This is a genomic window from Pontibacter aydingkolensis (assembly GCF_019443125.1).
Lineage (GTDB): Bacteria > Bacteroidota > Bacteroidia > Cytophagales > Hymenobacteraceae > Pontibacter > Pontibacter aydingkolensis.
Map to the genome: position 1 here is coordinate 34,615 of NZ_JAHYXK010000016.1, position 13,104 is coordinate 47,718.

A 13,104-nucleotide genomic window follows, 5' to 3' on the forward strand; every position below is an offset into this window, starting at 1 on the left:
TGGCAGTGGCTGTACCGGCATTGGTGTTGTTGCTGTAGGCAGCATCCGGAGTGATGTCCAGTCCGCCGGCACCTGTTACGCTTACGGTCGCTGGCGTGATAGCCGAGCCAGTGTAAGTGAAAGGCCCTTCAGCCAGGGTTACTACTGTAGTAGTAGCTGCCTTACCGATCGTGAAGGTCTTGCTGTCGGAAGAGGCAAGGTGGTTGGCAGTCTCAGCATAGCTGAAGCTGGCAGTGGCTGTACCGGCATTGGTGTTGTTGCTGTAGGCAGCATCCGGAGTGATGTCCAGTCCGCCGGCACCTGTTACGCTTACGGTCGCTGGCGTGATAGCCGAGCCAGTGTAAGTGAAAGTAGCACCTGTGATTGTTACTGTCGTTACAGAAGGTGCTTTGCCGATGGTGAAGCTATATGCTGCTGAAGTCTTGCCGTCGTAGTTGTCATCGGCGGCTAGCATAGCTGTGACACTGTAAGAGCCGGCCAGCGTTGGCTTGGTAGCCGAAGCAGCGTAAGCTACTCCACCATTGCTGGTGCCAGTGTAGGTGTAGGTTACCGCTCCAGTTGAGCCAGTTATAGTTGATGTGGCTGGACCTTGTGCAGTTCCGTCATAAGTGAAGGTGTTGCTGCCAGTTACTGCTATAGTGGAAGAAGCCTTGTTTACAGTAAGATTTCCACTTCCAGTACTAGCAGCATAACCAGATTCTGCTGCAAAACTTGCCCCAACAGCTCCTGCATATGCAGTTGATGAAGCATTAATTCCAGCAATAGACACGTTAGATAATGTCGCGATACCGTTACTGTTAGTAATTGCACTACCAACAGGAGAACCGTTTAGTGTGAAAGAAATTGTTTTATCACTAAGAGGAGAGCCGCCTGACGTAAGTGTGGCGGAAAAAGAAGTAGTGCCACCATAAGTACCTGTAGCAGTAGCTACCTCAAGGGCAGTTGGTTGAATAGTATTGATAACAACATCTACAGTTGCCGCTACACTAGTACATTCGCCTACTTTAGCAATTACTGAATAATTGCCTTCAGCCGCGGCCGTTACATATGAGATAGAAGGATTTTGCTGATTAGACGTAAATCCATTAGGTCCTGTCCAACTATAAGTAGCTCCAGTTATTGCAGAGGCAAATAAATTCAATGATCCACCTACTGTTACAGGGCTATTGCTTGAGGCACTTGGAGCAGAAGGAGTCTTACTAATTGTTAAATTGAGTCCATTATCAGGCTGATTTGTAACTGGATTTTCTGACCTAACTCGAATTCTATATCCTGAGCCTGAAGGGGTACTAGAGGGTATTATTGCGGTAATATTTCTAGCGCCACTCCCGGCAGTATTAAGTAACTCTCCTATTTTAACTGGATTTGCAAAACTTCCTGAAGCATTACTAAGTTCAGCAATAAAATCAGCAGTACTTGGAAATTGTCCTGTCGCACCAAGATTTGCACTTACTGCTTCAAAACTCACATTCAAGGATTGACCTGAACAAAAACTAGAGCCTACTACAGAAACATTTTGAAGGCCAGCATCAGTAAACGTAGTGGTTGCTTTTTTTCCTGTTTGCTTACCTACTACTTCCACTGTAAAAGTTACTCCTAGATGCCTGTCTTCGATAGGATATTCAATTTTCCAATATCCTGTAGAGTCCACTTTAGTGTCATGATAGCCATGATGATGCTCATGTGCCGGATCCTCTACAAGGTGTATATCCACCAAACTATCCTGAGTCCAACCAAATCCTTCAATTATGGCTGTTTGTCCTGGGGAATAATCCTCTTTATCAGATACTACTGTGGGTTCATAAGTATCAAAAGCATTTACCCCAAAAAAGGATAATGAAGCAAGCAAGGCAACGACATAGAGCATTCGCCACTTTGCCGTTGGTTTTAGTAAAAGTTTTACATGCATAAAAGTTGGGTTGATTAGTTTTAATTATTTATAGATCAATGGCAAAACTCATTTATCCATACTTCTCTGAATAAGCAGCGCACAGATTTTCAGCTCAGCTAATCAGAAAAATAAATAAATGCTTTATGAAAGTTGAATTATTGCAATAGTAGAACTCGCATTAGAAATGGACACTACTATTTATACAGATAGGTAGGGTAAGGCAGTACCAAAGCCTACATAATGCTAAAAGTTGGTATTCTTCTCAAATCAGACACTCTAACCTGTGTCTAACATATATTAATTGTAACTATACAAATACTATATACACCGAAACAATAAGAAAGTTGCTATTTATTAAAAATATTTTACAATTATTATTCTCGATCTAATATTGTATTTTTAAAATATTAAGAAATCTGTTAAGCATGTTACTTTCTTCTATCTCTTAAGTAAGTACAACTTGTACAGCATTTGTTTAAATTGTTGCTTAATTTTGCATACAACATAGTTGAAGCATTTAACTGGCATAATTTTTTCTAGGTATACTTCATCCAGTAAAGCATAAATTTTTTGAAACATGTATCGCCACATCATAATCATATTAGTAGTATTAACTGTTTTCGTTTCTCACTCTGCGCATGCCCAGCTTAAATTACCACAAGCCAGCCCAGAGGCTTTTGTAAAGCAAACCATTGGCTTAACTGATATTTCGGTTAGCTACCATGCTCCCAGTGTAAAAGGCAGACAGATTTTTGGTTCGCTGGTTCCTTTTGGTACCATGTGGCGTGCGGGAGCTAACGAGGCAACACTGATCACTTTTACCGATGAACTTTTCCTGAATAATGAGCGTGTTCCTGCCGGCACTTACTCCTTTTTTCTGCTGCCAAAAGCAGACTCTACCTGGAACATTATTTTGAACCGCGATACGACATTATGGGGATTAGAAGGCTATAATGAACTGGAAGATGTGGCTTACCTGGAAGTGAAACCTGTTAAGGCACCGTTTCAAGAAACCATGCAGTTCCAGTTTTCAGATATAGGCACAAACACTGGCAAACTTAATCTGAGATGGGAGAATGTAACTGTTACGCTGAACATAGAGACTGAAGTGGAGAAAAAGGCATTAGCTAACATTAACCAGGCACTAGCTAATGCTGAACCTGACGATTGGTATATATGGGCGCAAAGCGCTGAGTTTATGCTGCCCCGCCGTGAACAACACCAGAAAGCCTTGGAGTGGATAAATAAATCAATTGCCATTAAAGAGAATTTCTTTAATAACTGGATTAAGGCAAAGCTCTATGCTCAGAATAAAGAATACGAAATGGCTGCTAACTTAACTGCCAAAGCTATCCAACTAGGAAGCGCAGAACCAGATTCTTATAAAACGTATGCCAGAGAGATAGAATCTGCCTATGATATTTGGAAAAAGAGGCGCTAAGAAATATAAACTGAAGTATAAAAAGGGAGCTGAATAGGCTCCTTTTTTCATACTTTTAAGTTTTAGAAGGTAGCTACGAAACGAAGATTGAGTCTGCGACCTGTCAGGAAGTTGGGTACGGCATAGGTAAGGCCATTTACGTCCTGCACATACGTATAAGAAACACGATTGTTGGCATCGATCAGGTTTAGAACCTCCAGACCTATCCATAAACTTTGTAGCGAAAATCTGTTGCGCTCTACCAGTTCACTTTCCAGCACGATCACTTTCGAAAAACCAAGGTCTAGGCGTTTGTATGATTTACCATTGAAAGCGTTTCGGAACTCCTGCTGCCTTGGCGGGCCAAAAGGCAAACCGCTGCCATACACCAGATTCAGGTACATTCTGATAGTCGGGTTATCAGGTAAATGATCCTGGAAGAATACACCGATATTCATGAGTTGGTCTGTTGGCCTGCGCAGGTAGCCTACCTCTCTTTTGCCTGTAATATCTCCGTTTGTAGCATAAACAAAAGTAGAGTCGCCGGTAACGTTCTCTTTTGTCTGCATCAGGCCAAAGCTCAGCCACGACTCTGCCCCTTCTATAAACTCCCCGTTCACGCGCAGGTCCATGCCAGTGGCGTATGCCTTAGCGTTGTTTTTGGCATAATAGCGCAGCCGCACATTGTCCACGTCGTAAGGTATAACGTTGGTTATGTGTTTGTAATAGGCCTCGGCAGTAAACTTGAAATCACGGCCCCATGCTTTAAACAGGTAATCAGAGCCAATAATAGCATGAACAGAACGCTGTGCTTTAATTTCTTCGTTCAGCTGGCCTTCAAAATCGCGTAACTCTCTGTAAAAAGGAGGCTGATAGTATAAACCTACTGCTGCCTTGAAGGATAAATCCGGGTTGTGCCTTGTTATAAAAGAATACTGAACGCGTGGCGTAAACGTAAACTCGTTGTTAAAGCCCCAGTAACTTGCCCTGATGCCGTAAGTAATGGTCTTAAGAGAATCAATTTCGTAGGTATGCTGCGCGTAAGCATTGTAGCGCATGCTGTTCAGGTTAAGGTCTGAGTTTAGCAGATAGGTTTGTGTTACAAAATCAGCGGAATCAACAAAACCATACTCCGCCATCTTATCGTCGATATTCTCTAAGCCAGCTTTTACTCCAAACTGTATATTGCTGCGCTGGCTTACGCGCCAGTTGTTCCGGCTCTCAGCAGTTGCAATGCGGGCCAGTAACGTGTTGCGTGAGTGGTCGAACTGGCTACCTACTCCTCTTGTGCGTTCATCTTCGCCCAGGTTATTCGAATTTACGCTTACCTCACTTAGCCGGTATCCAGCCTCCAGGTCTCTGAACTCGCGCTCCCTGGATTGTACCCCGGAAAGTATAAACTCGCTGCTGAAACTATCTGAAAAACGATGGTTAAGGTTAACTCCTGTCTGAAAAGTACGGTATTCCATCAGTTCCTGCCCATCGAAAGCAACATAAAGCCGTAGCGGTGTCTGGCGTGTGCCAAAAGTGGTTACCCTATTCTCCGGTATCACTAGGAAATTATTATGTGCGTAACTGGCAAGTATACCTAGTGTAGTAGTTCCTGCTTCACTCCCATTTTTACTCAAGTCGTAGGTTACATATGCTTGAGCGTCAGAGAAACTAGGTCGGTAATCGCCATCTATTTGCAGGCCCTGTAACATGTACTGCCCGTTTTTATGACGCACACCAAGCAGGTAAGTAACTTTCTTGTTTTTAGACGCAGACTCCAGGTGCACCGACCCACCTGTTAAGCCACCGGTAACAGATGCAGCAAATTTCTGAGGCGTTTTATACTTTATACTTAGCACCGACGAAAGCTTATCGCCATACTTAGGTTGCCAGCCTCCGGAAGAGAACTCAATATCCTGCACCAGATCCGGGTTTACAAAGCTAAGTCCCTCCTGCTGGGCAGCCGTAATCAGAAAGGGCCGGTATATCTCGATGTTATTAACGTAAACCAAGTTCTCGTCGTAGTTGCCGCCTCTAACCGAATAGGTGCTGGAAAGCTCGTTGTTGCTGGAAACGCCAGGCAGCGTAACCAGAATCTTGTTAAAATCGCCGTAAGCTGAAGGTAAATTGCGGGTAAGTCGTGGGTCCAGTTTTGTTACGCTTACTTCTTCGCGGGTGTCGTTGTTGTTCTTACCCCTTACATTTACTGTACCCAGTTGTTTAGGGTCAGGATCAAGTTTAAACCCAAGGCTTTGAGTCTGATCTGGAGCCAGCAGAAGCGTACGTTCCTGAGATCTAAAGCCAAGGTAGCTAACTACAAGTATAAACTCTTTATTGGCTGGTACTTCTAACCGGAAACTGCCAAGTGCATTGGTTTGAGTTGCGGCCGTGGTGCCTTTTATACTTACAGTGGCCAGTTCAAGTGGGTCACCAGTGCTGGCAAATACTGTACCTGTTACAAAAGCTTGCTGTGCTGAAACACCTAGCGGCAAAAGCATAATAAACCATACCGATAGATATTTCAGCATAAGCAGTATAAATTAATTTAAAACGTTTTTTAAGTTGGCAATTGTCTGGATCGGGTCAGCTGCAGAGAATACAAAGTTACCAGCCACCAGCACATCCGCACCTCTATCAAGTAATGGTTTTGCATTTTGCTCATTCACACCTCCGTCAATCTCTATCAGGGTATTGGCGTTTCGTGAGATAATCATGTTCTTAAGCGCTTCGATCTTACGGTACGTGTTCTCGATGAATTTCTGTCCGCCAAAGCCAGGGTTAACCGACATCAGGCAAACAAGGTCCAGGTCTTCAATCACATCCTCAAGCAGATTAATAGAGGTATGCGGATTTAGAGCCACGCCTGCTTTTGCACCAGTTGCTTTAATTTGCTGTATAGTGCGGTGCAAATGGTTGCAGGCCTCTATGTGCACGGTAATAGTGTCGGCACCGGCTGCCCGGAAACGCTCGATGTATAACTCCGGCTCCACGATCATCAAGTGGACATCCATTGGCTTTTGGGCGTGCTTCTTTATGGCCTCCATTACCGGAAAACCAAACGAGATGTTCGGCACAAAACGGCCGTCCATAATATCGATATGCAGCCAGTCGGCCTGGCTTTTGTTTAGCATTTCTACCTCCGACTGCAGATTAGCAAAGTCTGAGGCAAGTACAGATGGGGCAATTAGTGGTCTCATACCTGCAAAGGTAACTTTTTTGGGTAAAGGTAAAGTATGAAAACGATCCTATAATTTGATAAAGCGCACTGTAGTAGCACTACTGCCTGAACTAACACGGCACAAGTATAAGCCTTTACTTAAAGAATGAGGCTCCAGGTTGAGCTTCTGCTCTGTGGCAGGCTGCTTAATTTGCTGCCTGAGCATCAGTTTTCCCGTTGCATCCATAACTTGTACCTCAACTGGCTGCTTTTGCCAGTCCTGCCCTAAAATAAGTATAACCGGCTTATCTGACACCGGATTTGTAATGAGCACTTTATTTTTGGGTGGAAGTTTAGCTAAAGAAGTAATTGTGCGGTTATAACTCGGTATTCCATAGCCTATACTATTATCCGGGTTGGCTGCCTGACTACCACTTTGCCTCAACAGTTGAATGATCTCATAGTTTGTTTTAGTCCGGTTGGCCTGCCATAAGCTGGTAGCAAAGCCTGCCACAATTGGCCCTGAAAAAGAGGTGCCGTTACTTTTGGCTACATTGCCTGTTGTGGTAAGCACATAAGCCAACCGGCCCAGTGCCACTACATCAGGTTTAACCTGCCCATCGGCACTTGGCCCAAAAGAGCTGAAAGATGCCTTTACCCCCAACGAATCAACTGCACCAACAGCAAGTACAGAATCAGCGTCTGCAGGCGAAGAAATATACTTCCAGGTGCTGGTTCCTTCGTTACCTGCGCTGGTCACCACCAACATACCAACAGCAGCGGCAATGTCTGCAGCTTTTGCGACCAGAGTAGTGTTGCCATCCATTTCGCTGTAAGTATAACTTCTGGAAGGGCTGTCGAAAATGTTGTATCCCAGCGAGGAATTGATAACATCGGCCCCGGCACTATCTGCATATTCTGCACCTAAAAGCCAGTTTATCTCCTCTATATTGTGTTCTGTGGCTGCGTCTTCAGTTCTTAATAGTATGTAGTCTGCCTCATAAGCCGTACCGATCATTTTGCCGGGTTGGTAAGCCGCCATAGTAGAAAGAACAGCAGTACCATGCGAGTTGGCTCCGTATACATTCTCCTGCTTGGCCACAAAATCAAAGGTGCCTTTTATCTTGTCATTTTGGAAAAGATGGGCAAAAGCGCTGATGGTGTTTACTCCCGGAAAGCCAGCATCCAGTACAGCAATGGTCATACCGGCACCGCGAAAACCGGTATTGTGAAGTTCTACGGCCCCCAGCATGTTCGCTTGGTGAAAGGCTCTGCCGTAGTCTTCTTTTTCCAACGTAGTAACTAAAGTAGAACTTTGAGATACAGTTTCCAGCTTGCCGGTAGTGCGAAGTATGGCATTAGTCGGACCAGCTAATCGGTTTAAGGTTTGGGTTGATCTAACAAATGGTAAGGCTTCAAGTTCAGCCAGTTTTTGGTCAGAACATTGCACAACAGCGGCGTTAAACCACCTGGAAGTATACCATACCTTTACCCCCTGCTCTTTTAGACCGGTAACATAAGATGGGTTGACAGGTAGGTCTCTTTCTTTCAAGGCTATACTTTGCCGTTGGCGCCGTTCCAATGCCCTGGAAGATAAGAAATCCTGAGGTTGTTGAAGTGAGTAGGGAGAATTGGCTTTGTCTGTAAAGTATACTAATCTTTTCTGCTCCGGTGAAGTTTCCTGTGCCTGAGCCACAAAGTATGGCGCAAACAACAAGACAGATATGTAGAGCAAAAGCTGGCGCATGAATTATCTGCTTCCGTAGGAGATTAGCGTTTCGTGGCGTTCGTGGCCGTTTAGTTTATACCCTGTGCCCTGCGGACAACTGCTGTCGTTACAGTAAACAACACGGTTAAAAAGCCTGTATACTTTACCTATTCCTTTGGCATACACTTCTTTCCGGTTATCCAGTTGAAGAAAATTGTCTTTGGGCGTACCTTGTATAACAGTTACCGTTATAGGATAAACAGTTCCGTTTAATTCAAATGGCTCACCTACAGAAGTATACTTATAAGGCTCTTTACGCAGATAGGGATCTGTCTCAAGGTTGTTTATTACACGATCGTTGTAGGCATCTCCTAACCAAAGTTTACCCTCCTGCACCGGGAACACCAGCTTTACATACATCGTGTTATCCTTGGTCAGCAGGGCAAACTTGTCTGATTTCGTGAGCGTCATCACGGAGTCTTCTACCCACTCTGTCTGGTTATAGCGCTTAATAGAGCGTATGATCTTATAACTCAGCGTGTTTGTCTGATCGAAGAAACTGGTATCTACCACTTCCCGCATTTCAAAGCTGTCTTTGGCACCAACGTTATTCCGGTACTTTATGTCAACTACTTTGTATATCTTAAAATCACCTACTTTTACTGGCAGGTAATCCAGGCCCAAGGCTTCGGGATCAAGCTCAACATACTTTCTCTCGCAGCCAGCCAAGCCTGCCAAAGTGAATAAAACACAGAATAACAGCGCCTTTCTCATACTTTGCTATTGCAGCACATTAAGTTGAAAATCAAGGTTATACTCTTTATCCTCGTTATAGTTCGTTTCAATCCAGCCACCGCCAATTACATCGTCGCCTTCATAGAAAACAGCTGCCTGGCCCGGGGCAATAGCATGCACACCTCTCAGGAAATGCACTTTCATTTTGTCTCCTTCCTGCTCAATAATTGCTTCTGTACCCCGATCGTTATAGCGTACTTTTGTAATGGTAGTCAACGGCTTGTCGATCAGGTTCTCATACTTACCCATGGTAAGCTTGCCAACTGTCATCGCGTTTTTAGCCAGTTCGTCAAAATTTCCTAACACTACGCGGTTTGTCTCTTTTTCGATTCGCGTAACATAAGCCGGGAAGCCTAAAGCCACACCAAGGCCTTTGCGCTGCCCGATCGTATAAAACGGATAACCTTCGTGGGTGCCTATAACAGTACCGTCTTCCAAAACAAATTCACCGCCGGCAACCTGCTCTTCCAAACCCTCTACACGGCGCTTTAAAAAGCCACGGTAATCGTTGTCAGGTATAAAACAGATTTCGTAAGACTCCGGCTTGTTTACCAGTTCGGTAAAGCCGCGATCAAGGGCCATCTGGCGTATTTCGGTTTTGTGAAGCTTGCCCAGCGGAAAAATAGTACGGCTAAGGCTTTTCTGCGAGATGCCCCACAGCGCATACGACTGATCTTTATTCTCATCCAGGCCTTTGGATATCACATAGCGGCCATTCTCCTCACGAATATTGGCATAGTGGCCGGTAGCGATAAACTCACAACCCAACTGATCGGCGCGGCGAAGCAAAGCATCCCATTTAATGTGCGTATTGCAAAGCACACACGGGTTTGGCGTACGGCCAGCCAGGTACTCATCCGTAAAGTGGTTGATCACATAGTCACCAAACTCTTCGCGTATATCGATTATATAGTGCGGAAAACCAAGGTTAACGGCAATATTACGGGCATCGTTTATAGAGTCGAGACTGCAGCATCCGGTTTCCTTTTTGCTACTTCCACTAGAGGCATAGTCCCATGTTTTCATAGTCATGCCAATTACTTCGTACCCTTGCTCATGTAACATTACTGCTGCCACCGAGCTATCAATACCTCCACTCATGGCTACCAGCACCCTTCCTTTTGTACTCATCTATATATTAATAAACTAAAATGCGAATTATTATTGATTTTTCACAAATATAGCAACAACAACAGAGTAATAAAGATTCAGGAGCCCAAATATTGTAGCTACAAATAAGATGTTCTTAAATTTAACATTACCGTAAGTATAAAAAATATGCAAAAAAGGTAGCATTGTTTTGGTTTAGGGGCTTACTTTGAAGCTTCAAATCAGCGGTTTTAAAAAGATTTTTTAAGTCAAAATAAAAGTATAGTTCAATGGCCCTACGTACCTCAGTTATAGTTAACGGAATAAATAATTTAAGCGACGCACGCTATTGTGCAGGCATGGGCGTTGATATAATCGGTTTTAACCTGAAGTTAGACGACCCTACACGCGTACAAGCGGATACTTTAAAAGAGATTACTGGTTGGGTTTCTGGTGTGCAACTGGCCGGTGAGTTTGAGCGCGCCAAGCCAGAAATAATTAATGACCTGGCCGAAGAGTTTAAACTGGATTACATTCAACTGAACACCCCCTACCTGATTGACGAGATCGAAGAGATAAACCGCCCGGTAATTCAGAAGATCTTTATAAACAAAGACACCGTTGACAGCGAATTGCTCGAAATGATGGAGCTCTACAGTTCTGTGGTTGACTCTTTCATTATCTATTCCGACGACTTCACGACAGTTGATGATACCAACACGAAATTCCTGAAAGAAATAGCCAAGAAGTTTAATATATACATTGGCTTCGGACTCGACAGAAACAACATCAACACAACACTTAAGCAGATTAAACCGAAGGGGATTGGCTTGCAGGGAGGTCATGAAATTAAGCCTGGGTTTAAAGACTTTGACGAGCTACAGGAGATTTTCGAAGAAATAGAAGAAGCTTAATAGTTAGAAAGTTAGAGCGTTTGAGAGTTAGAAAGATTAAATTCTCATACCCAATCTTACTAGATAAATTAAAACGGCCTGCTGAAGTATAGATCAGCAGGCCGTTTTGTTATACTTTAAGATTAGGATCAGATTTATACCTTTTTACCTTTCTAACTCCCAAACGATCTAACTCGATTAGTTTACCCTAAACTGCAGGTATTTGATTGGGATACCGTCTGCCAGGTAACGCTTTTCATAGGTTGTATAGATGCCCATGGTATGCTCCTGCAGGTCTGAGTTGTACAGGTTTGAAGTATAGATCAGGTTTTCTGCGTTGCGTTCCTGCAACACTTCTAAAGTATAGTCGTAAAGTCCCTGGTTGTCAGTTTTTAGATGGACAATACCTCCTGGTTTTACAATACGGCTATACATATCCAGGAAACGTGGTGAGGTAAGTCTACGCTTAATGTCGCGGTCTTTTGGGCGTGGGTCCGGGAAGGTAATCCAGATCTCGTCGACTTCATGGACAGCAAAGTGCTCTTCGATCTGCTCAATAAAGATTCTAAGGAAAGCTACATTATCCAGTTCCTCCTCCACTGCCATTGAGCTTCCTTTCCAGATGCGGGCACCTTTAATGTCTGTACCGATGTAATTCTTATCCTGGTGCAAACGTGCCATACCAACCGTGTATTCTCCGCGTCCACAACCAACCTCTAAAATGATCGGGTTATTGTTCTCAAAGAACTCACTTTTCCATTTGCCGGATAACTGCCCGTAAAGTTCATCACCGTCCTGTATCACGTTTTCACGCTCTGCAATGGCGCTAAACTTTTCTAATTTTGATCTTCCCATTATTTATAGTTCTTCAATCTCTGCAACCACAAAAGTACTACCTCCAATAAAAATAACCTCATCCGGAGCAACATTTGCTTTGGCAGCTGAAATAGCAGCAGCTACCGAAGTATAAGCTGTACCATTCAAACCTATACTTTTTGCCTGATTATACAGCTCCTGAACTGGCAATGCCCTGGGAATATCGGCCTGGCAGAAGTAATACCTATACTTTTTAGGTAATAGCTGCAATACTTTGGTAATATCTTTATCATTTACAGTACCGAAAACCATGTGCACCTGCTTTGGCTTAAGCATTTCTAACTGCTCAACTATTTGTTTAATGCCGTCTTCGTTATGACCAGTGTCACAAATAGTTAACGGAGCATTATTTAATTTTTGCCAACGGCCTTTAAGTCCGGTTATACTTTTAGTATGAGCTAACCCTGCACGGAGTGCCTCTTCCGGAAAAGTATAGCCTTTCTCTTGAAGCAGTGCCAGTACATGAAGTACTCCCGGCAGGTTATATTTTTGATACGTGCCCGTCAGGTCTAGTTCAAGACCAGCTAAGTATAGAATCTCGTCGCTGTATACATTGAACACCTGCCGCTCTATATCGCCTTCTACCAGCTCTATTCTGAACCTGTCAGTGGCAAAGTATAAAGGTGCTGACTCCTGCTTTGCCTTTAGCCGGAAAACCTCTTCAGCCTCCTCCTGCTTTGTGCTGACAACGGCCGGTACACCCAGTTTAATGATTCCGGCTTTCTCAAAGGCAATAGCGCCAATAGTATCGCCAAGCAGCGCCTGATGGTCGTAGCCGATGTTGGTGATAAGCGACAATTCCGGAGTAACAATATTTGTAGAATCCAGTCTTCCGCCCAGCCCTACTTCAATCACCGCAATATCCACCTGCTCGTCGGCAAAGTATTTAAAAGCCAGCGCCACCGTCATCTCGAAAAAAGACGGCTTTATACTTTCAAAAAGGTTTTTGTTTTGCTCTACAAACCGAATAAGGTAATCTTGGGGCAGTTCCTGGCCGTTAATTTTAACGCGCTCTGTAAATGATTTAAGGTGTGGCGAAGTATAGAGACCGGTTTTGTATCCCGACTTCTGTAGCACCGCTGCCAGCATATGAGAGCTACTGCCCTTGCCATTGGTACCAGCTACATGTATACTTTTAAACTTAAGCTGCGGCTGGCCCAGCGCGTCGCAAAGGGCTATAATGTTGTCGAGGCTCTTCTTAAAAGCAGCATTGCCGATGCGTTGGTACATCGGCAATTGCTGGTATAGGTAATCAAGACAATCTTGATAAGTCATCAAAAGGGA

General features: G+C 44.0%; 10 protein-coding genes. 2 read left to right on the plus strand and 8 right to left on the minus strand.

The features are described from left to right. On the minus strand, positions 1–1,909 hold a 1,909-nt coding region (locus K0O23_RS15910; protein WP_219878441.1), incomplete at its 3' end, for a beta strand repeat-containing protein. A 559-nt stretch (positions 1,910–2,468) separates the two neighbouring features. On the opposite strand from K0O23_RS15910, the gene K0O23_RS15915 reads away from it, so the two are divergent. Then, positions 2,469–3,332: a DUF2911 domain-containing protein gene (locus tag K0O23_RS15915; protein ID WP_219878442.1), complete on the plus strand. Its 864-nt coding sequence runs from the start codon at positions 2,469–2,471 to the stop codon at positions 3,330–3,332. A gap of 62 nt (positions 3,333–3,394) precedes the next feature. Here K0O23_RS15915 and K0O23_RS15920 read toward each other — a convergent pair whose 3' ends face one another. Genes K0O23_RS15920 through mnmA form a run of 5 tightly spaced genes read right to left on the minus strand, consistent with a single transcriptional unit; the run spans position 3,395 to position 10,093 of the window. Then, positions 3,395–5,830: a TonB-dependent receptor gene (locus K0O23_RS15920; RefSeq protein ID WP_219878443.1), complete on the minus strand. Its 2,436-nt coding sequence runs from the start codon at positions 5,828–5,830 to the stop codon at positions 3,395–3,397. Between the two features lie 12 nt (positions 5,831–5,842). Beyond that, the gene (gene rpe, locus K0O23_RS15925) at positions 5,843–6,499 is read right to left on the minus strand and encodes a ribulose-phosphate 3-epimerase (protein WP_219878444.1); all 657 of its coding nucleotides are present in this window, start codon (positions 6,497–6,499) and stop codon (positions 5,843–5,845) included. Positions 6,500–6,547: 48 nt separating this feature from the next. Continuing rightward, positions 6,548–8,206: a S8 family serine peptidase gene (locus tag K0O23_RS15930; protein WP_219878445.1), complete on the minus strand. Its 1,659-nt coding sequence runs from the start codon at positions 8,204–8,206 to the stop codon at positions 6,548–6,550. A 3-nt stretch (positions 8,207–8,209) separates the two neighbouring features. Further along, the gene (locus K0O23_RS15935; RefSeq protein WP_219878446.1) at positions 8,210–8,941 is read right to left on the minus strand and encodes a hypothetical protein; all 732 of its coding nucleotides are present in this window, start codon (positions 8,939–8,941) and stop codon (positions 8,210–8,212) included. A gap of 6 nt (positions 8,942–8,947) precedes the next feature. Then, a complete protein-coding gene (gene mnmA, locus K0O23_RS15940) occupies positions 8,948–10,093 on the minus strand; it encodes a tRNA 2-thiouridine(34) synthase MnmA (RefSeq protein ID WP_219878447.1) in 1,146 nt (381 codons plus the stop codon). Between the two features lie 248 nt (positions 10,094–10,341). Between mnmA and trpF the strand changes: the two genes are divergently transcribed. Continuing rightward, the gene (trpF, locus tag K0O23_RS15945) at positions 10,342–10,965 is read left to right on the plus strand and encodes a phosphoribosylanthranilate isomerase (RefSeq protein WP_219878448.1); all 624 of its coding nucleotides are present in this window, start codon (positions 10,342–10,344) and stop codon (positions 10,963–10,965) included. A gap of 177 nt (positions 10,966–11,142) precedes the next feature. Here trpF and trmB read toward each other — a convergent pair whose 3' ends face one another. Both trmB and K0O23_RS15955 read right to left on the minus strand, forming a co-directional pair. Then, positions 11,143–11,799 (minus strand): tRNA (guanosine(46)-N7)-methyltransferase TrmB, encoded by a 657-nt coding sequence (trmB, locus tag K0O23_RS15950; protein WP_219878449.1) that lies wholly within the window; start codon positions 11,797–11,799, stop codon positions 11,143–11,145. 3 nt (positions 11,800–11,802) lie between these two features. Then, the gene (locus K0O23_RS15955; RefSeq protein WP_246597156.1) at positions 11,803–13,050 is read right to left on the minus strand and encodes a bifunctional folylpolyglutamate synthase/dihydrofolate synthase; all 1,248 of its coding nucleotides are present in this window, start codon (positions 13,048–13,050) and stop codon (positions 11,803–11,805) included. Positions 13,051–13,104: the final 54 nt, after the last annotated feature.

Excerpts from the sequence above, each read along its gene's own strand:
- K0O23_RS15915 (WP_219878442.1), top strand. The coding sequence starts at position 2,469 with ATGTATCGCCACATCATAATCATATTAGTAGTATTAACTGTTTTCGTT.
- trpF (WP_219878448.1), top strand. The coding sequence starts at position 10,342 with ATGGCCCTACGTACCTCAGTTATAGTTAACGGAATAAATAATTTAAGC.
- rpe (WP_219878444.1), bottom strand. The coding sequence starts at position 6,499 with ATGAGACCACTAATTGCCCCATCTGTACTTGCCTCAGACTTTGCTAAT.
- K0O23_RS15955 (WP_246597156.1), bottom strand. The coding sequence starts at position 13,050 with ATGTACCAACGCATCGGCAATGCTGCTTTTAAGAAGAGCCTCGACAAC.
- K0O23_RS15935 (WP_219878446.1), bottom strand. The coding sequence starts at position 8,941 with ATGAGAAAGGCGCTGTTATTCTGTGTTTTATTCACTTTGGCAGGCTTG.
- K0O23_RS15920 (WP_219878443.1), bottom strand. The coding sequence starts at position 5,830 with ATGCTGAAATATCTATCGGTATGGTTTATTATGCTTTTGCCGCTAGGT.
- mnmA (WP_219878447.1), bottom strand. The coding sequence starts at position 10,093 with ATGAGTACAAAAGGAAGGGTGCTGGTAGCCATGAGTGGAGGTATTGAT.
- K0O23_RS15930 (WP_219878445.1), bottom strand. The coding sequence starts at position 8,206 with ATGCGCCAGCTTTTGCTCTACATATCTGTCTTGTTGTTTGCGCCATAC.
- trmB (WP_219878449.1), bottom strand. The coding sequence starts at position 11,799 with ATGGGAAGATCAAAATTAGAAAAGTTTAGCGCCATTGCAGAGCGTGAA.